Below are 22,758 nucleotides of genomic sequence, written 5' to 3'. Positions count from 1 at the left end.
GCTCAGTGTTTACCTGCTCGTTTTCCAATAAAAACGACCAAGCTTAAGATAAGAAAGATTAAGGCAGGCATAGCTGCTCCTATTCCTTGACCAGCCTTTAAATGTACAAACACAGCACCAGCCATCAGTAATACGAGTCCACCGGAAGCCAGTAAAGCAATTCTTGACTTCCAGAACCCAACCAAAAGTCCAATAGCTCCTAATACTTCACAGAAGCCTACAAAATACATGAATCCTAACGGATAACCAAAACCTTCAAACGTTTGAACCTGCATTGCATTTCCTGTTAGCTTCATTACACCAAAAGCTGCAAAACCAACCACAAGTAATCCTTGAAGAATACGAATAATCCATTTCATCTCTTATTTCTCCTCTTATGTTTTATCTGTTATTTTTGTAAACTTTGTGCACCTATTCCTATTTTCTTTAATAAATGAATTAGTTGCTCTTTCTCTTCGTTAGTAATGAATGAAACATTTTCTGAGATTGTTGCAACGTGTTTTGGGAAAATCTCATCAAACAGTGCTCTTCCTTCTTCCGTTAGGACGACATTAGAAGCCCTTCTATCATTAGGGTTTGGTTGTCTTTCTACAAGCCCTTTCTTTTCTAACTTATCTACGACATAGGTGATACTTCCACTTGGAATAGAGAACGTCTCACTGATCTTTTGGACAGGATGCGGACCTTTACTGTAAAGCAATTCAAGAATCATAAAATTTTCCTTACTAATATTATGACATTCAATATCTTTCAGTATGTTTTCAGCAACAGCTTTGGAAGCTTTCATCCAAACACGAAACAATCTCAAATCCAACTGACTTTGTTCATCTTCTTGATACATTCATCGAACCTCCTATTACAGTAATTTTAAAAATTCAATTTAGGTTATCTTGGTTTTCTGTATAAAGGATAGTCAACTTCAGCTGGAATCTCTATTAGCAGCATCCGAAGTTCTTCACCTTTAGGCTGAATGGTAAAGCTTTCAACTTTCTCTGACTGAATAATAATGAAATCCTTGTTCTCAAATGAAACCTCCAATTCATCAATCACACCACCATTACCTCTAATAGATAAACCAGCTAGTGTCCGATTAGGTGAAAGAGCATACTTATAGGTTGCACCATTTCCAATTTCAACATCGTACATTTTGGCATCTGTCACGAGTTTGATTGGTGAATGTTCACCTAATATCGTCTTAACCATTACACCGTTTTCTGAAGTGAGTGTGAAATCTTCATGCACGTATTTTGAGTAAGTGGGCGGTCGTTTTATGGCTTCATTTAAATACGGCTCGAACCAAATTTGAAACCCTTCTGACGGCTCAAGAAGAGATTCGGCATGGTGCACACCTGAGCCAGCCTGCATCACTTGAACACCACCAGCACCTACTTCACTAATCGTACCAAGCGTATCTTGGTGACGACCTCTACCCTTAATGTTGTAGCTTAATATTTCAAAGCCCTGATGAGGATGAAAGCCAATACCACCTTCGCCTTCAGATTTTGCCCATGCCCAGTAAAACAATGGACCAAGACGATTAATGAAGGAACCTTCACCAGAAAAGCCAATGGGTTTTTGTTCTATTATTTTACCGCCATCAAACTGCCCAAACGCCTGATCTTGTGGTTTAATAATTTTAATTTCCATTTTAATCCCTCCTTTATGTTAATAGGCATTAAAGCAATGATTCAAAATTTATTAGTAATACAATTAATCCAAGAATTAATAAAACAATCGGCATCATCATTTTGTTTACAGGATCCTTAACTTTCATGTGTGTAAAAATTGCTCCCAACATTGTTCCTACAATTAGCAAAGCACCCCACGCAGCTAATGTATCATTCCAAATACCTGAAATGACTAATACCGCCGAAATCACTTCAACCAGACCTGTAAATACCCTAAAACCTGCTGGATGCCCATAACGCTTAAATTCAGCCACCATTTGCTTTGAACCAAATTTCATAAACCCAAACATTAGGAATCCTAATCCTAATATGCCTTGAAGAATAATTGATAAAACAGTCATTTATTTTCTCTCCCTTTATCCTAAAATTATTTATCCTAAATTTAGTGTATTTTTATCCTAACATTAGGATATATTTTGTGTCAATAAAAAATAACCCGTTTTATTTATAACGGGTTCTAAAAATAAGTAGATGTATGTATTTTGTTTTGGGAAATGGCGTGTTTTTTTGCCACCCTATTTGTCCACAACTCGTTTACATAACACGAATTATCGTACATAAAAAGCCGTTGAACCCACATGTCCAACGGCTTTTATAATAAAACATTATCTTTGTTCAAACCTATATGACAACAAATCTTGAGTTAAATTACTTAATAAAGTCAGCCATTAATTCTTTGACGATGTCTTCGCAACTCTTTACTTCAGTAATAAGATCAATAGCCGTGTTTACAGACACGATTCCCTCATCCAGCTTCCCTTCTAGCATTCCCGGACGAAGACTAATTTCCTCCTCGGAGGACATTCCATTTTTGTACATACTCTCTAATTCTCGAGCTAATTTATGTGGTGTGGAGCGTTGAAGCGGCGACACAAAAATCAGGTCCTTCGCTTTTGAACGAATAATATCTTGTTTCGTAATGCCTGAAGCAGGGCATTCTTCCGATACAATAAAACGAGTTCCTACATAGACGCCTTCAGCACCAAGAGCAAAGGCTGCTCTCACACCACGAATATCATTAATTCCACCTGTTGCCATTACCGGAATATCCACTGCGTCTACGATTATTGGAACAATTGAAAATGTTCCAATTTGGTTCTGAGGAATCCATCCGCCTTCATCATAGCCCGTCGCAATAATGATATCCGCACCTGCATCCTCTGCCATTTTTGCAGCTTCAGGTGTAGGAGTCAATTCGCGGTGAATTAAAATGGCATTATGTTCTTTAATTTGTTTAAATAATTTTTTGTTAACATAGCCAACGCTTACGAATTTTTCAACTCCTTCTTCTAAAGATATATTTAGAACTGTTTGTGTGTAAGTATCATCCATCCCCTCTTCTGGAGAGAAAATATTCACAGCAAAAGGTTTATCGGTCAGTGCTTTAATTTTGCGTAATTCATTACGAAGTCTTTCTTCCGTATTAATTCGTTTAGAGCCCACAACTTTTGGACCAGCGTTAGGGCCTAAAATACATGTACCCCTGAACATATGCAAACCTTTCTTGAGGAGCAAGAAAGCGTTATTGAGCACGAAATGGAGAACCTCGAACGTGCTCGGCGATTACTTCAAAGAAGAAAGAATCAGCTTAAGGAACAATTAGAAATATGTAGTAAGAAGAAGGTTTCGTTTACTTTCGACATATAGAAGAACAAACCATTTTAAAAGTAGCGACGCCTCAAGTTAATCCACATGAGCAACCAGATTTGTATTTCCGAAAGCTGGCTGATGTTCTGGAAGAAAGAGGAGATATAGTAGATAACTATTATGGGTTCATTTATGATTTAAAGCCTTTATATTATAAGGATTCTCGTGATATTTATTTCAACAGTATTTATACGACTATTTGTAAAGGAGAAAAGATAGATTTAATAGGAAAAGACATTAGTTTAGATACTATCCCACCCGGTGAATATATATGTATTTCATTTGATTGGTCTACAAAACATTATTATTCATATTATCAAAAGCTTTACCATTATATTGAATCCAATGGCATCCAAACAGATGGAAAGGTATATCAAGTTTCTCTTCCTATCAACTATAGCTCATTAAGAGAAGAACAGTTCCTTACAGAATTAAGAGTGCTAAAAAAATAGTTCACCCTTGACCTTATAGTTACTATAAGGTTTATTATTTGTTGCATAGTTCTTATAAATATTTTGAAAGGAAGGATGCGAAATGAAGATGTCATTCAACAGTTTGCTACAATCATAATAGTTCAGATAAAAAATGTTTGAATTTCTCAACTCTGCTATATAATATATTGTTTAGAAACGCTAATCTGTCTTTTGCGTTATCTTGGGTTAAAATATCAACCCCGCTATCAATCCTTTCTGGGATATATTCCCCCTTAACTGCTTTTATTGCTTGTTCTACGCTTAAATACCCCATATCATAAGGATTCTGCGTCACTGTAGCGCTCAGTTTTCCTGCATCTACAATTTCCAACATTTCTGTAATGCCATCCGTTCCAACTATAGGAATTACCAAGCCTTCTTTTTCTGCTGTTTTTAATACATTTAGAGCAATTAAATCGTCAGTAGCCAATACCCCTTGGATATCTGGATGATTCTGCAAAATATTCCCTATTACAGATATTGTCTTTCCAAATCGATCTTCTCCTAATTGTTCTGTGGCAATCTCGATTCCGGCTTTTCCTAAGACCTCCTTCGCTCCCTTTAACCGCTCCACCTCAGCAGAATCTTTTAAAGTTCCATGAATAATTGCTACTTGATCCCCTGGCTGCAGCATGGATCCTAGCAGCTCTCCTGCCATTATGCCCAATTTAAAGTGATCCGTTCCTATATAAGTGACTTTGTCTTTCCAGTCAGCGTCTCTACCAGCAAATAATACGGGAATGTTATTTTTCTTATATTCCATCAATACTGGAATGGTAACGGAGGGGTGCATAGGAGTAACGATCAGTGCATCCGGATGTTGTCTTAAAACTTTTTTCAATATATTAGCTTCATTTGTAATGGGATAGATGGAATCAGGTGCTATCACTTGACCATCTATGTCAAAATCATTAAACGCTTTTTTAGCTCCTGATTCAAAAACTCTCCAATACTCTAAGTCTAAACTTTTCGCAACCACTACCACTTTAAGCTTCTCATCTTCTTTCAAAAAATGAACGATAAAGCTTATTAAAACTGTAAGACATACTAATGAAACGATCCCTTTCTTTTTCAATATTCTTCCTCCTATGGACGATCGGGATTTTATACGTGTTATAATCTGTTAAAATTTAAATGCATCCGAATCGTTTTCCTTTCCTTTCTTTACGTATCTTTGCTCGCTTTGGTGCGGTTTCATGTAGTTTTTTCTCTTCTTCTGTTTATGGAATGACTTGTAGAACACGCGTTGGGTGTTTATGCTCATCAATTGCAACAAATGTTAAGAGGGCAGTCGCTGCCATTTTACGATTTTCCAATTTCATGTAATACTAGAGTAAGCATCTTTTAGAAATTCGCCACCTTCATAGACTCCTAAAAAATAAAGTAACAGGATAGTAAAAAAAGTAGTATGAACCCTTATCCTCTTCACCTACTTTTCACCGGTTAACTATAAACCAGAAATCTAAATATTAAACGCTTTCAAATCCCCTTTAATAATACTTTAGGTTTAATTTATAATAAGAACTACATAATCATACGGAAAAATACAAAACAAGCTGAAATTGTTGGTTAAACCGATAATATCCAAAAAGCCTGCCCAGAACACTTCTTCCACTTGCTACCCCTCCTGAAATGAAGAATTTATTCAAATTTGTTCCTCCACAATCCTGCCCGTTAATTGAACAACTTAGAGCTTCGTTTCACTTTCTAATAATTCCTTCTCTTATTCATGACAGATTACTATCAATCCTTGAAGACTACCGTAAAATGGGGATAACTGAGATTTCTTTAGCGGATACAAGCGGTACAGGTGACCCGAAACATATTTACGACGTTTTAGGTATAATGAAACAAGAGTTTCCAGAATTCATATTTTCTATGCATCTTCATAATACAAGGGGGATGGCATTTGCGAATGCAGTAGCAGCACTCCAACAAGGTGTTACAATTTTTGATAGTTCAACAGCAGGTCTTGGAGGCTGTCCGTATGCACCAAATGCAACAGGCAATATTGCATCTGAAGATATCGTTCATGCATTTCATGAAATGGGTATAGAGACAGGAATTGATTTAGATAAATTGCTTGAGGCAGCAAAAGAGGTAAAGAAAACAATTGGACATGACGGGGGAAGCTTTCTGTTGAAAGCTGGTCCAAATTCACAGCTCCACTGTAAACCAGAAGGGCAGGAAAAACTGGGATGAGAAAAGGTTTAGGGAGCCTTTTCTCATCTATTTAATGAAAGCGTTATCTAAAAAGAGGGGTGAAGAAATTGTTAACATTTTTAGGGTTTTTAATGATCGTAGTTTTTATGTATTTAATTATAAGTAATAAAATGAACGCTCTGAATGCTCTTATAGTAATTCCAGCACTATTTGCTCTTTTTGCAGGTTTTACAGATGCGGGCGACATGATTTTAAGTGGAGCTGAAACCGCTTCACAAATTGGAATTGATAAACTAGAAATTGCACAAGCATCACTTCTTGGACAGCCTCTTCATTTGTTAAGCCCGCTTGTTGGCTCTGTTTATGTATTAATCGGGCTTGTTGGTATAAATTTTCTACTAAATACGCTGTTGGCAGCGCTTTTGTCATGATAGTGGTTGGTATTATTACAGGTGCATTGTCCATTTAATTGAATACTGCTTTCTAAAAAAGAGGCTTTAGCTGAAGAAGATGAGCTAATGTAAGCTTGATTTTAAATATGTAGTTCTTCCATTATCGGGCCCGTTTCTTCAATAAATATAGAGGCATTTTTCTTATTTGAAGTAATAAAGCAGAATAGTTCTATAAATGATTCGGCGTAAATAATTAAGAAACCCAGCTAATCTTCTAATCATGTGAAGGTAGCTGGGTTTTAAAGTTAGATGTGCAAAATAGCACTTAAAATATGCGCAAAATATCTCCTAAAGTGACAACCTTGATACTACAGGGATTTCATGTTTATCATGTTTACATAATCATTGTTATCTGAAGTCTTAACTTTATAAGTATGTCTCCCAATGTTTACGATGTTTTTGGATAAAAGCAATTTCATTTTGATAATAAGTGACATGCCCTTCTTCAATCATTCGTTTAAAAGCTTCATCTCCTTTTTCAGCTTCTGTAATGATTGTACTGCATAATGCTTCTAATCTATATTCCACTGCGTCAAATAGACTAGAGTCTATTTTTATTTGGTATGTGCTACAAAATAATTTCAGTCTTTGCATCAATCTATAGGCGTGTTTAGATGGTTCATATGGCACCATTTGACCGTTAGAAGATGGTACAGGATCAGAAAGAGGGATGAATCTATAAACCGTGTATGCGATATCCCAAATACGTGGACCAGGTCCTACTGTATCAAAATCTATAAGTGCTATAGGCTTGCCATCTTGAAATACTGTATTGTAAGGAGCTGCATCATTATGGCATATGACTTCATGTTGTTGTTTATCAGGATATGTAAGCATCCATTTCGCATTGGATTTGGGAATATAGTTAGCAGTTATATCATGGAATTGTCATAAAAGTTTTGCCATTGCGGTTAAACTTTCATCTGACCACATATACGGTTCAAGTGGATAATGTCCTACGTTTCCAGGGATGTAAGTAAGAATTTCACGGTTTTTTTGATCAATCCCTAAAAAATAGGGTGCACCACTAAAATTGTGTTGTTCTAAGTATAGTAACAGGTCATGTACAGAATCACTCCAAGGCTTCAAATGTCGTCGAACCGTATCTTTAATTCGAACAACCTGATTTACATTTCCACCTTGTACAGGTACTTCATCATAGTGCAATAGAACTCCCCCTATCTTATTATTAAGTATTCTATTCGCATTAAATGGCAAAATCCCCTTTGTATATCCCATACAGTCCTTGTTTACATAATCCCCGAAAGCGGAAGTTAATTACTTACTTTTCCTTTGAAAGCTCCCTCTTTGTAGGTACCCTCTTTCCAATAGATATTACCTTCCTTGTCAAGCGCTTCAATTCTAAGGGGGTCTGGCTTACCTTTGTTGGATTCCTCTAACTCATTAAAGGTGACAAACCATACTCTTTTACCATCTTTTGTATTAATGATTGTTGCTTTTTTTTCTAAAGTCTTTTGTTTTACAATCACTGTATCTATTTTTTCCTCCATAATAACACCTGCAAATAGAACTAAAGGAATACTTGAGTCATTTTCCATTCCCCAAGCGAAACCATCTTTTGGATGTAGTTCAATATTTCCAGTGCTCATAAAACGGTTCTCCTGTCCTGTATCAAAGGCAGCTCTAAATCCCGTTTCGTCTTCATACAAAATAATTGTACCGTCATCAGATTTTTTTGTATAAAGAATATGCGTAGATTCGGGATACGGAACTTTCTTCATAAGCTGATTTTCATTGTCATGACTTGTTTTTAATGAACAAGCACTTGTTATTAAAACAAGTAAAAGAATGATTGGTATGCTTACAAACTTTAATCTCATTATTTTTCCTCCGAAAAGCTATCTTATCAATACGCCCTTATTGCAAACCCCCTCCCTGTTTTGATCTGGAGGGCATTGCTTGTTCACATAATTCTCGAAAGCGGAAGCTAAATTTATTTATGAAATAGATATCTGTTTCACTTTCCAAATACTATAAATTAAAACAGACAGACAATATAAGAAACTAATTAGCATAATAGCAATGTAATGTGAATGAAATTTTGCTGTATAAACAAAATAATCGATTTGTAAAATTTCCTTATCTATCAATGGTCGACCAAACCATTGTGTGAACTTTGCTGTATAAGGCCATTCGCTTTCATCAAAACGTAGTTCACTACCTGCATACCAGCTGAAGATTGTAAAAAAAACAAAGATGATAAAAGAAACTCCTATTTGTACCATATGTATGATTTTCAAAACACAACAACCTTTCCTTTTTAAAACATAATGTTCGTTATAATCCTTCTAAGAAGAATTCAAAGGCTATTAATGATCAAACAGCAAACCCCTCTCATTTTGGAGAAGGATATGGTATTACCATTAGTTCTGCTTTACAAAAAAGAATCCTGGACCGTCTTTTTGCCATACAAACCCTGTTTGCTTTGGTGAATTTTCTACGGCTTCTTGTTCTTCCGCTGTTATAACTGTTAAGCGGTCTTTATTATGAACCTTTACTGGTCCTTCTTCACTTTGTGAAGGGACCTTTATATCTTGAAAACCATTATATTCGCTGCTTTTTGTTCGTTTAACGTTGTTTATCTTATAGGTCATGCCAAATGTAGTCACACGCTTACTCATATCAATAGAATATAGATCTTTCCGATTTGGCTCCTCTGTCTTAGCTGCTTCAGAGGTTTTTTCTTGCTGAAGCTGGCTTGGTTCGGCGGCATGTGCATGTAACAAAGATAAGGATGACACGCCAAGGGCTGCTGCAACCCCAAGTGCAGACCAACGATACGATTTTCTTTGGAATCTCTTAATCATCAAAATTCTCCTCTTTACTGTTTTTTTATTTCCACTTAAATTTGCTAAGGCGGGGACTTGATAATACTTTGAATAGTGTTCTAAAAGGCTGATAATTGTGTGACCATATGCCTTGCGCTCTTCTGCATCCATGTATGAAAGGACAAGTGAATCACAAGCGAGCTCCTGATCCTCTCTCATGCGGAAGTAAGCGTACCAAAGAATAGGATTGAACCAGTTTACAAGCAGCAGGCTGTACATCAGCCAATTCACACCAACGTCTCTACGCTTAACGTGAGCAAGCTCATGATAAAAAATATGCTGTAATTGCTGTTCATTTAGGTGTTTCAGATGAGCAGCTGAGGAAAGGCCCTGCGTACGGTGTGCGCAGGGCTGCTGTCATTATTTGCTTGTAACCGGCACAAGATGTCTACGGCGACAAACGCTCAGCACGATACCGAACAGAAAAGCATCCAATATGGCAGAGGTAAAACCATAGCTGACAAACGGCAAGGTTATAGAGGTTAACGGGAAAAATCCTGCGATCATGCCAATGTTGTACAGATACTGGACAGCAAACAGAGTAAGAACTCCAATCAGCAGCTGTCTGCTAAAGCTTGTTTTTGTCTGCCGGAGCACAGCTGTCATCCGCAGCAGGAGAAGAATCAGCACAGTGACCAGCAAGCCTGTCACAATCCAGCCATAGTAGTGGGCAATGTTCACCAACACAAGCTCCCCGGTCGGTGCCGGTATATATTCGGAGTAGGAAGAGGTACCGAACCAGCCGCCTGCAGCCATTAATTCTTTAATTTTCAGGTACATAAAGCCGCCCTCTTGCGCATGTGCTTCCGGATGCAAAAAGGCAAGGATGCGCTCTTTTTGATAAGGGGCGCTGCGCAGCCAAAAAAGAAAAGCGGCAATGATACCCAGTCCACAGGCGGCAGCAACTGTTGGATACATCAGCCTCCGTTCCATGCTGCTGCCGAGGAACATGATAAGCACAACGACACTGTAAATCATAGCTGCTGTCAGATTCGGCAGAGATACATAGTAATACACAGTGACCAAATAGATAGAAACAACAGCCCATAGCTTCGTATTGTTTTTGGCAAGATAGGATGCCCAAAATAGACAAAGGAAGGGCAGGGCAGCATTGCTGGAGATAGCACCAACACCAGGAATATCCATGTAAGGCTGTGCCCGTATCATTGCGTTAGGAAAATAGGCCAGCACAACAAGGATCCCTAGTCCAATGCCGAGGAACCACCAGCTGTGCCGCTCTAGCTTTCGATAGTCCACCAGCATCATTACAACAGCTACAGTCAAGGCAAGGGCGACATGTAGGATCCGCTTTGAAACCAGGTCTATACCTGCATATACCCCCTGTGTGTTCAAAAGCGGCAGCAGTCCCATTGCAAACGCCAATATGCACAAACTAATCAGCATCCAGTCTGTCTTGGGCCGATGAAGCTTGTTAAACTGCTTGCCAAGTTCAATGGGATTCCCCATTTGCCGGACAGCCATCTCCTCTGCTTCTTCTTCCGACATCCCTTTTGCCAGCAGTTGCGACTTGGATTGGGACAAATGATGAACCAGTTCCATTCGGACAAAGTCCTTTGCCTCCTTGGACTTAATATGCTGCAGCACCGTGGTCAAAAAGCTGTCCTTATAGCTGTTCATGCAGCGACCACCCTTCCAGTAGTTTTTGCAGCGCAGCGCTGACATTCGCTTTTTCAGCTGTTTGTAGCAGCTTGCTCCCTTTGCGTGTAAGAGAGTAATATTTGCCTTCTGTTTCTGTCCAACGGACCTGCAACTGTCCTTTTTGCTCTAAATGATGCAGCAGCATATACAGACTGCCCTCATTATTTTCAAACGCCGCAATACCTCTGGCGCGTAAAAGTGTATGTAACTCAAACCCTGTTTTCTCCTGTGTAAGCAGCTGCAGCATGGCAATTAGTATGTCTTTCTCTGTCTTCTCGCTTATTCGGTTTATTTTTTGTTGAATCTGTTTCCGTTGCTGTTCTGAGAAGGTAATCTGATTGAATGCATGCTGCTTCATGGCTTTTTTCAAATGCTTGAGACGCTCTTCCATACCTCAGCCCTCCAGACTTTCTTTTAATAGAACCTTTGCCCGTTTCAGCCGGGTTTTCACAGTATTTTGATTTAACCCTGTCACATAAGATATTTCCTTAATAGAGAGCTCCTCATAGTAATGAAGATAAATGGCTTCCCTATAGGGAGCAGACAAGCTCATGACGGCCCGAGCGAGGTGCTCCTGCTCGTCTTTGGCGACAACCTCGTTTTCTACCGCTTCTCTCGTACTGGCAGCTGCGCCAGCATGCTCTTCTGATATAACAATATTTCTGTTATACCAGCTTTTCAGGTAATCTCTACAATGGTTAATGGCAATTTGCCAAAGCCACGTTTTAAATTTCGCTTTCCCATTATACTGGTGCAGCTTTTGGTAGCATTTTATAAAGATCTCCTGTGTTAAATCCTCCGCAAGCTCCCGGTTCTGTACATATGAGTACACCAGTTCCAGTAGAGCTTGTCCATGCAATTCCATAGCTTGACTGATGACAGCTTCATGGTTATCGGACATGAGTACATTTGCAACAGCTTCTTCCATCCTTCCAAACTCCTTTCCATATAGTTAGACGATTCACGAAGGAGCTTGGTTTCCTTGTGTTTGCAAATATAACAATTAACCTAACGAAATAAACTGCTGTGCTGCAAAACAATAGAACCGAGTAACTTCTACAACAATTTCGTTTTAGGGTGGTTTTGAGTTTTTAGCTTGATGGGCATGGGGTATTTAATTACTTTACCTTGATGACGATGTGGAGGTACCCCGAAAAACAGAAGTAGGCAGAACGTGTGAAAAGTAGGATATCCAAACAGATAGCCTACTTTTATTAGACAATGACATTTAATTTTAAAGAAATTATGTCAAATAAAAAAGAAAGTTACATTTTTGGTCAAAATTTAAATTTTATTCATAGACAATCTTGAGGGTTTCCACCTTATATCCTTCTGCTAAAGCCTGGAACATAAATTGTGATTTTTGAGGCGATACTTTAGCTAAGAGCAGTGTCCCCTCTTTCCCGTTGACTTGGATGTAGTTTACCAAGTAGCCCTTTTTGGCCTGAATATACCATTTACCGTCGTGTTGTAAAACCGTTGTTTCCTCTGGTTTTTTCTTCGCCTCCTCCCATTGCGTTTTTAGTGCTTTAGGAACGAGACTATCAATGTTTCCAGTCATTATATGAGGCTGATCCTTTCTAGACATTTCTTCTTTTTTGTATCCAGTTAAATTCGGTGTAAATCTTTTGCTGTCAATGGGAACATTGATTTCTAAACTCGTCGGATATAAATAGTCGGATACCTTGCCAGCCGCATCATACGTTTCGTACTTTACGAGAATTCCCGTATCTTTATCAACCCAAAATCGGAAGGACTTGTTGATCCGTTTGTTGATTTTCCCTTTGATGACAAGCGTATTATGCCCCAGCAGTGGTTCGTTTTGCTTTTCAATCTCCCAGGAATTCAAGTTTCTCGTATAGTTCCATGCAATTTCATAAGGAAATAATGAACTTTGTGCTTCTCCAATCAAAGGTCTCTCCCGATACTTTGTTACGTTAATTCCATCACTATCTACTGAAAATGCATCCTCAATTGTTAAGGTTTGTTGTGAATATGTTTCCTGTTCATATTTTGTTTCTCTGTACATGCTTGTATCTTCCTCAACATCCCACATCGTGCCATTATTATAATAGTGAGATGTTACCTTTTCTGCCCCATTTACCACATGAATGGATTTACTATAACCGCCTGCTTTGTGATTTAAACTGAGTTCATAGTTAATTAAGGTGTCTTCTGGAGTAGTAGCAGAATGAAATTTAAATTCGCCCTTGGCAGTTTCAAAATTATCAACTGTGTTAAGCATTTTTGTAAGGATCTCTTCTTTTGTCATATCCCCAGAGTATTCCTTCTGCTTGGGTGGGGTATATCTCGTATTCTCCTTTTTAGCTTCTGTTTTTACTGAGTTTTGCTGTTTTTTCACCCCATCTGCATGTGCGTTTAGCAAAGAGAGGGAAGAAACAGCAAGCATAGCACCTATACCGAGTGCTGACCAACGATACGATTTCTTTTGGAAGTTTTTAATCATCAGAATCCTCCTCTTTAAAGACCTTTTGTTCCTGCTTAAATTCGCTAAACCTGGTATTGGATAGGAATGGGAATAATGCTCTAACAGACTGATAATAGTGTGTCCATAAGCGATTTGTTCCTTCTTCTCCATAAACGTGAGGGCAAGTGCATCACATGCAATCTCCTGATCTTCTCGCATACAGAAGTAGGCATACCAAAGAATCGGATTAAACCAGTTGATGAGTAGCGAGCTATGCATGAGCCAATTAACACCAATGTCTTTTCGCTTTATGTGGGCTAATTCATGATAAAAAATATGTTGGAGCTGCCGTTCATCAAGCCGGCTAATATGCATACTCGATAGCAATACTCTCGGATGAAAGAATCCAAAGACTGTCGGACTTGCAGTTTTTCCTGCTAACAGCAATGGTATATTTCTCTGAATACACATAGATTCCTTACACTTCTCAAAGATTCCGACAACCCGTTCTTCTGTGATAGCGGGTTGTTGTTGTATGTAACGATATAGTCGTCTATTGACCAGATAAGTTGTGAAACCTAGTAGGATAACACCTATTAGCCAAATGTATGAAGCAATTGTATAAAAAGAGAAAGGGGCATCTTTTTGCACCTTATTATGAAGGGGTTCTTCCGTGCTTTTCTCCGTTGTTTTGGGGATACCGTCAATGAAGCTTGTCTCCTCTGTAGTTACCTTGGAGTCAGGCATTCCTTTCGTCTCATGCACATATTCGATTTTTGAAGAAGCAACAGGTTGATTTTGAGCAAAAGTGGTCATTTTGTAACCATATGAAAGGAGCGAATAAATGCTATAAGAACTATCTGGTGACCATGGCAGCAGCAGCCTTACAATTAAAATCATCCATAATAGGTAGTGCCATCTTGGGGTCAGCTTATTTCGCAGTAGAACTTTAATACATAAAATGAGACCAACTAGTACACTTGCCATCACAGATGTTTCTATGACCCAATTAAATACAGAAGGAAGATAGGTGTTTACAAGCCGATCTATCATTACTACCTCTCCTTCTCCTGATTTTCTTCACTCTTCTCATCAAGGATCCGTCGGAGCTCATGGATGTCCTCTGAAGATAATTTTTCTTCTTTTAAAAAATTCACGAGTAACGGTTTAAATGCTGCGCCATAGAAGCGTTTGAGTAAAGATTTTGTTTCTACTTGCAGGTAATGATCTTGTGAGACCAAAGGATAATAAGCATACATACGCCCTTTATCCTGATGATACGAAACGGCTTCCTTTTGAACCAATCTGTTAATCAGCGTTCGAATTGTTTTCGGGTTCCAGTCTACTGTGGATTCCAACTCTTGAATTACTTCGTTGGCCGTTTGAGGAGATTTTGCCCAAAGAACCTTCATAATCTCCAATTCAGCTTCAGATATTCTAGGTACTTCCTTTGTCATACACATTCCCACCCTTTATATTACAAATGTAATCTTAAAATAGATATTACATTTGTAATCTTTAGTTGTCAACCACATTTTGGATTAGATGGGATATTGTCTGCTATTTATTTGTTAAACGGTACGAATTGAAAGAGGTCACCAGTGAGAAGATACTGCAATTATTGAAGAGTTCGAGTTATAGAAGGAAACAAAAGATACGAAATGTTTCGTTACAACATTTAACAAGAAAAGGAGATGATCCCATGGCTTTCGTAATCCGAGAAGTAGGGCGTGAGAAAGAAGTTCTATTAGAAAGCTGCGAGACTGGCAAAGAGGGGCAAGAAGAGACATTTAAAACACGCCAGCAAGCCCAGAACACGCTTGAACAACTAAAAGGTACTTATCCATTCATGAAGCTTGAAATTATTAACTTGAGCGAAATTAACTGACGTAAATAATGATATGCTTATCTGTTAAGAAAGGTAGTGATAGGATGAAAGGGAGCAATGTTAAGAATATACAACATGAAGTCATAAGAAAGCGCGAGAAGTTATTTGTGCAGAAATTAGAACTTGAGAATGAAGCAAGCCGGCGGATGTTAGAAATTAATTTATTGGATGCATAACATACTCTCGATAAAGTAAGCCAGTTAAACCGACAAATAGATGATATAACTGCTGAAATGGATTATTTGAAACAAGTGCTTGAAGCCATTAAACAAGGGCAAGTCTCGGAATACGGTATATAGGAAACAAAACATACATTTTGTTTTCGACTTAGCGTAAGAAAATCAGGGTTCTGACTAAAATGTATTAATGGCCAATATTTGTGTTTTAAGACAAATAAGAACACCCCTCTGGGCCGTTGAAAACAGAGGGGTGCGCAAAAAACAAGAAGGAGAAATGAACAAACTTGCAAGTAAGGGAGTCCTTGTCCATTTCCCTGTCATTATATCTTTGCCATGAATAAAATATGTCCAAAAAATCTGCATATTTGCTACTGTCCTAGAATGAGAGAAATCCAGTGTTGGTGCGGATGCCCTGGGTATGGCACTGCCGGTAATGATTGATTATGTTAACCTGACATGAATATCCTATACATCCAATTTTTGTGACAAATCACTTCTTCCAAATGGTACAATAGAAGAGTTGCGAAACCCCTCTCCTAACGGGGAGGGGTTTGCTGTAAAAGACAATATATTGTAAAAGGGGTAGTTCATAATGGAATTTCAAATGGAGGTAATCTTAACAAGTATCTGTTCGACTATCATAGTATTTATAACTGTCTACTCCATTATTAGAGTGTTAAACATTGCCTACAAAAGAAAAGAAATAACTTTCGGTAGGTTTACAACTTCAGTGATATCTACAATTTTAATAGGGTTATCCATAACGTCAGCTTTACCCTTTGCTTTCCAACGAATATATAATCTAATTCTCTAACCTATATCGTAACAAAGACCTTCCAATAATGCCGGATTATGTTAACCTAGCATGTATGGAATATACATCCAAAAATCCTTACAAATCGTTCCTCTTAAGTGGTACGATTAGGAAAAATAAATGGGGATGGGAAGCCAATGGAAGACTCCATGTTTTGGTATCGAGTTGTTTTCAATGCACTAACATCATTCTTTTCTAATGGGGTCTGGGTCGTTTTGTTCTTCTTCTTGTTGAATAAAACATATGAAACCAAAACTTTCAAAATTGCATCGAGTAGCATTACTGTTCTTGTCTTGGCGTTTTATTTGTTTTACTGCATTCGGAATAGCATGTAATACCTCTCTCTGAACGGGAGTGGTTTGCTGTTTGTTTAGAATGGGACAAATATTTAAAAAGTGGAGTGAAACATATGAAGCATAGACTGTGCTTAACCTTATGTATCTTGTCCTTGATTGTTCTTTCAGCTTGTCAGAACAAAACGCCTTTAGATTTTTCAGGCGAAGGAGAAAACTGGACAGCGGATCTAACGATTACGTCAATTGACAGTAAGCAAGAGGAAAGAACTATTACCTTGCGCTATAAAGGGCAGGACAAGACAGCGGTTGGCGAATTTGAGTTTAAAGTAAGTGCTCCAAACGGGGAATGGGGCATGGGAATTATTACTTTAGATAAAGATGGCTCCTTCAAGAAGACCAACAAAGTCATCGTCAGCAACGCCACGAGGAAATCTGATGAACTTGTTCTCACAGTTAAGTGGAAGGGAAAAACCGAACAGTTTCCTTTGAAAAATAAGTGAAGAGTAACTTCCGAGTTCGAATTTTATGTTAACTGACAGCCCTTTTGGTTGTTTTTTAGTGTCATTTCTTATAACTTTTGACACTTATAAACATAAAAAAGACGCCTTTATTAAAGAAAAGCGCCCGATTGTGGAAGATCATTTAGGTTGTCTTATTGAAAGGTAAGCATCCGTTAAACAAGAACCTTTTCATAAGATTGGTCGTCATTCGTTTTTAGGCAAAGTGACCTTTACTTCTTGATAAGGTGAGGTTGATTTGTCAAAAAGGGTGTCCTTTTTTCCCTTTAAATGCTTGTTGAAAAAAGCGAGCGTATAGTCATTGATAATTGTATGCGCACGCTGTTGTGACATTTGTTGATTCCATGAAAAAATTGGTGACAATAAGTACAGGTCAGTAAAACTCAGATGGTCGATCTTGTCAATTATTACATTGTAAGCGCCGTTTTTAAGCAGATTGTTTTTACGCTTCGGCATTTCTTTCAAGAAAAAGTTGAACTCCTCACGAGTCATTCCAATTTGCTTCAGTTCTTCTTCAGAAGGTTTTGCATCCCCGGTGATTTCCGATGTTTTCGCGTTCATCATGAGAAACGGCTGTTTCAATCCAGATAAATTTCCTGCTCCAAAAAGAGTTCCATCCATGTTTATTCCTGCTTTGAACCGCGAATCTGCCAGTAAAGTCTGCGCGGCAGCAGCTCCCCCAAATGAATGGCCGAACATTCCTATGTTGGAAAGATCAATTTTTCCTTCAAAAATACCATTCGGATCCTTTGTGTTCAGCTTTTCCATTTGGTCTAATACAAAGATTGAATCTGGCACCCAAATATCAGAGACAATATGATCCCAACCATCCCAATCTGTCATTTCTGGCTGGTTGTTGGTTAATAAAGCGAGCTTTCCATCAGGATACTTTGTCGCCAATGAGTAATAAGCATAGTCGATACAAGCGACAATATAACCTTGGCTGGCAAGCTCCTCTGCTTGCGATGTATTTGTATATCTGGTTCCTGGAAAACCGTGTGCAAACAACAGCAGCGGATATTTCGGACGATCAGCTGATACCTTTGCTTTAATGCTGGCGTGTGTGTTTACGCTGCTGAGATAGTCAAGGAGAAAACCAGGAAACCCGTACTTTTGTTGAAGGACCGTTTGTAAACTAGACAGGTCTGGAATGTACGACGCAATTTTTTTATCCTCTGATGGTTCTGCCGGATACCAAATCTGCACCATTAACTGTCTTTTGTCGGAAGGATCTTCAGACAGCGTTTCCTCTCTTTTCTCATCGATGAAATGGTAAGTGGCCGTTCCAATTGCGTAAGGTCCGTTTGGCTTTGCTAATTCAAAAACAGGCAACATCACTGGAAGCCCAACAGCGATCACCATGAAAAATGCTCCTAAAGCCGCAGCAATAACCGGATGGCGCAACCGTGTTAAGTGACTGCGAAATATCTTGATCATCCAAATGAACAAAAAAATCGTTAACGCATAGGCGGGTATCATTTGCCAGCGGTAGTGCTCAACCGTAAGCTGTAAAACGAGGAAAAGCAATGCCGTTCCGCTAAATGCAAGGAGCAGCTTGTTTTTTCTTTGTAATAAAAGGATGACGAGTGTTAGTCCATTGAATCCCAGCAATATCATTTCAAAGGTTCTCATCTGGTTGGACCACCTTCCTTATATATCTATCTTGTTTCATATTAAATTCAGTTTGCTAACGAAATATGGATTCTCAATGACAAAAACTTGAAAAAGTTGTAAATTCAAAGATTAAAGAAATGCAAAAAAAATAAATAAACGTTGAACAGTAAAGTTATGAAACTAAAGAGATAGAAACGAATTGTTGATTTCTGCTTTTTCATAGTTCTAGTTACTAGCCGTATGCATAGAGGCGAAAGAGTAATAACCGGCAAAGAAAGCAACAGATAAGACCAGATTGGAATCTCATTTATAAACAGCTCCGGAGTCGAAATGATAAAAAGAAAATAGACGATAAACAGAACGGAAACCAGCAGTATGGGTAAGCAAATGGTGAGAGGTAACAGGAAGATGATTGATGTATTCCAGCTTAAGCTCTGGAATGTATTCCTTAATATCCTTGTTCAAATCTAGCAGTCCACGTTCATAAAGCTGCATCATTGGAAGTAGCGGTAAACAACTTTGCCAACGAACCAACGCGAAAAACCGTTTGATTCGGATCGACCGGAGTTTTCTTTTCAAGATCGGCAAAGCCATACCCTTTTAACAACTGAATTTTCCCATCTTTAACGATGGATATTACTGCGCCCGGCACGTGATCTTCTTTCATTTTCCTTTCAAAATACGTATCGACAAATTCACTCAACCTTTTTTCGGTACTTGCAAATGTATGGTCAGGGATTACTACCAATAAACAAAAAAATAACAGCCCAATTCGCTTTAACATGCTTAACCTCCTAATTTGTAATCTTTTGCCATTACCAATTATAAGGTTAAATTGATCTTAAAGAATAGGGCTGGGGACTGGTTTGCAGCTGGACCTAAAGTCGAAATGATTGCCCTATAAACATCAGCGAAAAAAATAAATCCGTAGAAATTATAAATATGCTTTGCTATGATAAATTTACAATTGCATAGCAGGGTGGACGGTTAAGCCTCTCATAAGGACGGTGCAACTGATGGACATAAATGCAGCAATGTTTATGATAGCTTTAGTATAGCACGTTGGTGCCCCACATATGATAGCGGACGTGATCAGCATGCGCGGCCAATGTCGTTCTATGTATCGATATAGAAGCTTCGTCGGCAAATATCCCTTCCAGTGCACCGAAAATTCCTGAATTCGGTTCAGTATTTGTGAACCAACTCTCTTTTATTGGAATGGGCGATCCTTCGAATGCTTCCTTTACCATATTCTTTACTGATGTATCTAACGGATGGTTCATTTCATTCCCTCCAAAACTGTCTAATAAAAGAACAATACCCCTGAAAAATGATTAGATTTCTCCCACCCGGTAGAACAAAAATTCCTCTTAAAGCCATTCGACTTACCATTATAGATTCCTTCCTTTATTCAACTATATAACTCTTAACATAAAGAAAGAGCACAATTCTTGCTGTAGAATCGCGCCCGATTGTTGAAGAATATATTTAAAATATTTAAGTGATCTATTCATTAAAATGTATCTATAAAATCATTAACGGTTTCGCTTATTTCCTTATAACGAGACCAATGTAGATAATGATGTCCTTCTAATACAACGAGCTTATTAATAGGTAAATGGCTTATTTGCGTTTGATAAAAAGATACAATTGTTTTTCCATCTTCCGTCACTTTATCATCTTTTTTACTAAATATCATGACAGGAATCTCTGGAGGAAATGACATATCAATCGTTTTATCAATATTATGATTCATCTCATTAACTTCAGCAACTATATTCTTGTTACCTAGATTCCAGGCAGAAATGATCTTGGTCATCTTTAAATTATCATCAGAATAAGTCCCTTTATCCGTATTGGGAAGATACTCCTCTGGATTCATATATACTGCCAGTCTTGCTATTCCAGTCGGGGCTAAAACGCTCAAGTATCGGGGCATATTTGGAGCAGATTCGTTAAAATACCCCACTACTTGAGGCAAAGTGCAATCAATACCTATAATTGCTTTAATTTCATCAGGGTATTTATTGGCATAATACATACTGTAAATGCCAGAAACGGAATGGGGCATTAATATGTATGGCCCTTCTATATTTGCTTTATTAAGTGCATCTCTTATTTCCTCTACGATGTTTTCAACTGTTCGTTCCTTATTTGTGGTATCACTCCAGCCATATCCAAATGTCTCTACCACTACTACTCTATTATTCTTTGCCATTTCATTCATTAAAGGTACATAATCCAATGCAGGCGCTGCTGTACCAGCACCACTTAATAAGACAATAGTGTTTTCACCTTCACCCTTTGTATATACATGCATTTTCTTACCGTTCACTTCAACTAATTGACCTAACGGAGGATATTTATTCCGTTCATATGCAATCATAATCTGATTAAATATTATCCAAATAAAAAATATCGCTGTAACAATCAATAAAATATTTCTAATAAAAATCCAAAATCTAAACTTTTTCCACGTTCTCACTATTTTCACTTCTTTCTATAATAAGTAGTTATATCAGATATACTGTTCTCTCTTTTCCATAACTACTTAACATTTTATAGCCCTTTCCTTAAATCTGACTTAAGAATGGTTTAAATATAGCTTAAATTTATTCTGGAACCTTTCTTAACTCAGGACCTGCATTAATCTAACGCAGGCATTTGAAAATGTTATCCAACAATCTGGCCCGATTGCTGAACAAGAAAAATTCTGCATTTCATACGGAGTTTTGATCAAACTTTTTTAAAACGGTGCAACTTTCTTTCAAAGCCACATCGGCTCGTGAAATACCTCAAACTTCCCCTTCATATGCTGTAGCAAATACAAGCAGAGGGAAGGATGAAACAAATGATTTCTCCCTATCAAGTTGAATACACAATGAACATTGGAAATCGAGTTGTAGGCGAATGTATTACAGTGTATGCCTCTTCTGAATTCTTTGCTATAGACAAAGTTAAACAGGAACTTCATCGTCGTTTTGGTTCTGTAACATCCATTGAATTATATACATCTTCAAGCGTAGAATTACTATGGGGATCTAAGTAGCCAGCCCTTCAGCTTGGTTGGAGGGATTTTTTATAGACTTCTAGATACATTGAATGCCGATAATTAGGGATTATGTTAACTGAACATGAATACGGTATACAGGAAAAAATTTCCTATAACCGTACTATCCTAATGGTATAATTTAAAGAAAAAGGATGGTACTAACATGTCTTGGGGAACAATTATTTATCAATCAATCCTCTTCATTTTTCTCAGTACATTTGTAGGTGGTTTGTTTTTCCTCCTAAAGGCTGTACTTACGAAAACAAATACAAAGAATAACACACAAATTGAGAAAAAGTTGGACAGAGTAATTGAACTGTTAGAGAAACAACAAAAAGGATAATCCTCTCTCCAGAACGGGGAGAGGTTTGCTGTTTTATTACGAGTAGAAATTTATATGTTTTACGAGGTATCCCAAAGGGTCTCCCGACATTCACTTTTAAAGATCGGAATGAGAGTAGCAATCATTGTTATTGCACTTACAAGTTTTTTCTACTTCTTCATCTATTCATTTTATTTAAAAGGACTTTCTTCTTCTGAAGAAAAATTGTATCAAACTTTAAAAACAACAGGCGATATGCAGTTTCTTCAAGGGATAGAAGCGGAATCGGTCGTAAAACTATTTTTGCATTCAATTAAGAAAGAAGATTGGACTGTTAGTTCCCTCTTTTGTGATGTAAATGGTGATGGTACAATCAATACAGCATTTGATCCGGAAAAAGTAACTCCTAATTTACTCAAAAGTTATTACAAGATGTTTGAAGAAGCAAAAACTTCTTCCGTCCAAGAAAATGAAGATGACACTAATAAAGCTTACATCTCTCTGAAATTCCCAATATTTGTAGGTTTAAAACGTGAGGAAGGCGTTTGGTACATAGAGGGAGTATATACACAGTAAAGTCAAAAGGATGTACTGTTACGATTTGTTTCAACTTCCTATATCGCTAATTGTATAAATAAAAAAGTCCTTCAGTTAAGCTGATATGCACCCCTTAAGATAGACATATAGAAAACCCTCGGGTAATCTGAAGAGACCCC

General features: G+C 37.8%; 29 protein-coding genes and 1 pseudogene. 9 read left to right on the top strand and 21 right to left on the bottom strand.

What is annotated here, in order from left to right:
• Window positions 1–2 precede the first annotated feature (2 nt).
• The 5 genes from AC6HZ4_RS07230 to AC6HZ4_RS07210 all read right to left on the bottom strand — a co-directional run bounded on the left by AC6HZ4_RS07230 (window position 3) and on the right by AC6HZ4_RS07210 (window position 3,179).
• On the bottom strand, window positions 3–359 hold the full coding sequence (locus tag AC6HZ4_RS07230) for a DoxX family protein (protein ID WP_497494306.1): 357 nt from the start codon (window positions 357–359) through the stop codon (window positions 3–5).
• A 29-nt stretch (window positions 360–388) separates the two neighbouring features.
• Window positions 389–841, bottom strand: coding sequence for a MarR family winged helix-turn-helix transcriptional regulator (locus AC6HZ4_RS07225; protein WP_497494305.1), 453 nt, complete (start codon window positions 839–841; stop codon window positions 389–391).
• Between the two features lie 44 nt (window positions 842–885).
• A complete protein-coding gene (locus AC6HZ4_RS07220) occupies window positions 886–1,647 on the bottom strand; it encodes a pirin family protein (protein WP_497494304.1) in 762 nt (253 codons plus the stop codon).
• A 28-nt stretch (window positions 1,648–1,675) separates the two neighbouring features.
• Window positions 1,676–2,029 carry a DoxX family protein gene (locus AC6HZ4_RS07215; RefSeq protein WP_497494303.1) on the bottom strand — a complete coding sequence of 118 codons (354 nt, stop codon included), beginning with the start codon at window positions 2,027–2,029 and terminating at the stop codon, window positions 1,676–1,678.
• A 307-nt stretch (window positions 2,030–2,336) separates the two neighbouring features.
• Window positions 2,337–3,179, bottom strand: coding sequence for an NAD(P)H-dependent flavin oxidoreductase (locus tag AC6HZ4_RS07210; RefSeq protein ID WP_497494302.1), 843 nt, complete (start codon window positions 3,177–3,179; stop codon window positions 2,337–2,339).
• 215 nt (window positions 3,180–3,394) lie between these two features.
• On the opposite strand from AC6HZ4_RS07210, the gene AC6HZ4_RS07205 reads away from it, so the two are divergent.
• A complete protein-coding gene (locus AC6HZ4_RS07205) occupies window positions 3,395–3,787 on the top strand; it encodes a GyrI-like domain-containing protein (protein ID WP_497494301.1) in 393 nt (130 codons plus the stop codon).
• Window positions 3,788–3,899: 112 nt separating this feature from the next.
• Here AC6HZ4_RS07205 and AC6HZ4_RS07200 read toward each other — a convergent pair whose 3' ends face one another.
• Complete coding sequence (locus tag AC6HZ4_RS07200) at window positions 3,900–4,883, bottom strand: sugar ABC transporter substrate-binding protein (RefSeq protein WP_497494300.1); 984 nt, start codon at window positions 4,881–4,883, stop codon at window positions 3,900–3,902.
• 557 nt (window positions 4,884–5,440) lie between these two features.
• On the opposite strand from AC6HZ4_RS07200, the gene AC6HZ4_RS07195 reads away from it, so the two are divergent.
• Both AC6HZ4_RS07195 and AC6HZ4_RS07190 read left to right on the top strand, forming a co-directional pair.
• Window positions 5,441–6,010 (top strand): hydroxymethylglutaryl-CoA lyase-like TIM-barrel protein, encoded by a 570-nt coding sequence (locus AC6HZ4_RS07195; protein ID WP_497494299.1) that lies wholly within the window; start codon window positions 5,441–5,443, stop codon window positions 6,008–6,010.
• A 68-nt stretch (window positions 6,011–6,078) separates the two neighbouring features.
• Window positions 6,079–6,402 carry a hypothetical protein gene (locus AC6HZ4_RS07190; RefSeq protein ID WP_497494298.1) on the top strand — a complete coding sequence of 108 codons (324 nt, stop codon included), beginning with the start codon at window positions 6,079–6,081 and terminating at the stop codon, window positions 6,400–6,402.
• 387 nt (window positions 6,403–6,789) lie between these two features.
• On the opposite strand, the gene AC6HZ4_RS07185 is transcribed toward AC6HZ4_RS07190, so the two are convergent.
• The 10 genes and pseudogenes from AC6HZ4_RS07185 to AC6HZ4_RS07140 all read right to left on the bottom strand — a co-directional run bounded on the left by AC6HZ4_RS07185 (window position 6,790) and on the right by AC6HZ4_RS07140 (window position 14,816).
• The gene (locus AC6HZ4_RS07185) at window positions 6,790–7,260 is read right to left on the bottom strand and encodes a phosphotransferase (RefSeq protein ID WP_497494297.1); all 471 of its coding nucleotides are present in this window, start codon (window positions 7,258–7,260) and stop codon (window positions 6,790–6,792) included.
• A gap of 51 nt (window positions 7,261–7,311) precedes the next feature.
• Complete coding sequence (locus AC6HZ4_RS07180) at window positions 7,312–7,590, bottom strand: hypothetical protein (RefSeq protein ID WP_497494296.1); 279 nt, start codon at window positions 7,588–7,590, stop codon at window positions 7,312–7,314.
• Between the two features lie 107 nt (window positions 7,591–7,697).
• Complete coding sequence (locus tag AC6HZ4_RS07175; protein ID WP_497494295.1) at window positions 7,698–8,264, bottom strand: hypothetical protein; 567 nt, start codon at window positions 8,262–8,264, stop codon at window positions 7,698–7,700.
• A gap of 117 nt (window positions 8,265–8,381) precedes the next feature.
• Window positions 8,382–8,669, bottom strand: coding sequence for a DUF4306 domain-containing protein (locus AC6HZ4_RS07170; RefSeq protein ID WP_497495630.1), 288 nt, complete (start codon window positions 8,667–8,669; stop codon window positions 8,382–8,384).
• A 441-nt stretch (window positions 8,670–9,110) separates the two neighbouring features.
• A pseudogene (locus AC6HZ4_RS07165) lies at window positions 9,111–9,611 on the bottom strand (M56 family metallopeptidase); the annotation flags it as partial.
• A 21-nt stretch (window positions 9,612–9,632) separates the two neighbouring features.
• Window positions 9,633–10,910, bottom strand: a complete 1,278-nt coding sequence (locus tag AC6HZ4_RS07160; protein ID WP_497494294.1) for an FtsW/RodA/SpoVE family cell cycle protein — start codon at window positions 10,908–10,910, stop codon at window positions 9,633–9,635.
• Window positions 10,897–11,322, bottom strand: coding sequence for a PadR family transcriptional regulator (locus AC6HZ4_RS07155; protein ID WP_497494293.1), 426 nt, complete (start codon window positions 11,320–11,322; stop codon window positions 10,897–10,899). Before AC6HZ4_RS07155 ends, AC6HZ4_RS07160 begins: the two co-directional genes overlap by 14 nt.
• 3 nt (window positions 11,323–11,325) lie before the next feature.
• Window positions 11,326–11,859 carry a sigma-70 family RNA polymerase sigma factor gene (locus tag AC6HZ4_RS07150; RefSeq protein ID WP_497494292.1) on the bottom strand — a complete coding sequence of 178 codons (534 nt, stop codon included), beginning with the start codon at window positions 11,857–11,859 and terminating at the stop codon, window positions 11,326–11,328.
• Window positions 11,860–12,222: 363 nt separating this feature from the next.
• A complete protein-coding gene (locus AC6HZ4_RS07145; protein WP_497494291.1) occupies window positions 12,223–14,412 on the bottom strand; it encodes a M56 family metallopeptidase in 2,190 nt (729 codons plus the stop codon).
• Between the two features lie 2 nt (window positions 14,413–14,414).
• Window positions 14,415–14,816 carry a BlaI/MecI/CopY family transcriptional regulator gene (locus tag AC6HZ4_RS07140; protein ID WP_497494290.1) on the bottom strand — a complete coding sequence of 134 codons (402 nt, stop codon included), beginning with the start codon at window positions 14,814–14,816 and terminating at the stop codon, window positions 14,415–14,417.
• 245 nt (window positions 14,817–15,061) lie between these two features.
• On the opposite strand from AC6HZ4_RS07140, the gene AC6HZ4_RS07135 reads away from it, so the two are divergent.
• The 3 genes from AC6HZ4_RS07135 (at window position 15,062) to AC6HZ4_RS07125 (ending at window position 17,036) form a co-directional block, all read left to right on the top strand.
• Window positions 15,062–15,247, top strand: coding sequence for a hypothetical protein (locus AC6HZ4_RS07135; protein WP_497494288.1), 186 nt, complete (start codon window positions 15,062–15,064; stop codon window positions 15,245–15,247).
• A 44-nt stretch (window positions 15,248–15,291) separates the two neighbouring features.
• Complete coding sequence (locus AC6HZ4_RS07130; RefSeq protein WP_497494287.1) at window positions 15,292–15,423, top strand: hypothetical protein; 132 nt, start codon at window positions 15,292–15,294, stop codon at window positions 15,421–15,423.
• Between the two features lie 1,226 nt (window positions 15,424–16,649).
• A complete protein-coding gene (locus tag AC6HZ4_RS07125; protein WP_497494286.1) occupies window positions 16,650–17,036 on the top strand; it encodes a hypothetical protein in 387 nt (128 codons plus the stop codon).
• A 204-nt stretch (window positions 17,037–17,240) separates the two neighbouring features.
• Here the strand turns inward: AC6HZ4_RS07125 and AC6HZ4_RS07120 are convergent, their stop codons facing one another.
• The 5 genes from AC6HZ4_RS07120 to AC6HZ4_RS07100 form a co-directional block, all read right to left on the bottom strand.
• A complete protein-coding gene (locus tag AC6HZ4_RS07120) occupies window positions 17,241–18,686 on the bottom strand; it encodes an alpha/beta hydrolase family protein (RefSeq protein WP_497494285.1) in 1,446 nt (481 codons plus the stop codon).
• Between the two features lie 285 nt (window positions 18,687–18,971).
• On the bottom strand, window positions 18,972–19,163 hold the full coding sequence (locus AC6HZ4_RS07115) for a serine hydrolase (RefSeq protein WP_497495629.1): 192 nt from the start codon (window positions 19,161–19,163) through the stop codon (window positions 18,972–18,974).
• The gene (locus tag AC6HZ4_RS07110; protein WP_497494284.1) at window positions 19,150–19,452 is read right to left on the bottom strand and encodes a serine hydrolase domain-containing protein; all 303 of its coding nucleotides are present in this window, start codon (window positions 19,450–19,452) and stop codon (window positions 19,150–19,152) included. Before AC6HZ4_RS07110 ends, AC6HZ4_RS07115 begins: the two co-directional genes overlap by 14 nt.
• Window positions 19,453–19,717: 265 nt before the next feature.
• Window positions 19,718–19,951 (bottom strand): hypothetical protein, encoded by a 234-nt coding sequence (locus AC6HZ4_RS07105; protein WP_497494283.1) that lies wholly within the window; start codon window positions 19,949–19,951, stop codon window positions 19,718–19,720.
• Between the two features lie 230 nt (window positions 19,952–20,181).
• Window positions 20,182–21,054: an alpha/beta hydrolase gene (locus AC6HZ4_RS07100; RefSeq protein WP_497495628.1), complete on the bottom strand. Its 873-nt coding sequence runs from the start codon at window positions 21,052–21,054 to the stop codon at window positions 20,182–20,184.
• A 456-nt stretch (window positions 21,055–21,510) separates the two neighbouring features.
• On the opposite strand from AC6HZ4_RS07100, the gene AC6HZ4_RS07095 reads away from it, so the two are divergent.
• From AC6HZ4_RS07095 to AC6HZ4_RS07085, 3 genes are all read left to right on the top strand, one after another.
• Window positions 21,511–21,717: a hypothetical protein gene (locus AC6HZ4_RS07095; protein ID WP_497494282.1), complete on the top strand. Its 207-nt coding sequence runs from the start codon at window positions 21,511–21,513 to the stop codon at window positions 21,715–21,717.
• Between the two features lie 166 nt (window positions 21,718–21,883).
• Complete coding sequence (locus AC6HZ4_RS07090) at window positions 21,884–22,063, top strand: DUF4083 family protein (protein WP_497494281.1); 180 nt, start codon at window positions 21,884–21,886, stop codon at window positions 22,061–22,063.
• A 108-nt stretch (window positions 22,064–22,171) separates the two neighbouring features.
• On the top strand, window positions 22,172–22,618 hold the full coding sequence (locus AC6HZ4_RS07085) for a hypothetical protein (protein WP_497494280.1): 447 nt from the start codon (window positions 22,172–22,174) through the stop codon (window positions 22,616–22,618).
• The last annotated feature ends 140 nt before the right edge of the window (window positions 22,619–22,758 follow it).

This window comes from Ectobacillus sp. OTK (assembly GCF_059698935.1).
This window is presented reverse-complemented; position numbering and strand designations above follow the sequence as displayed.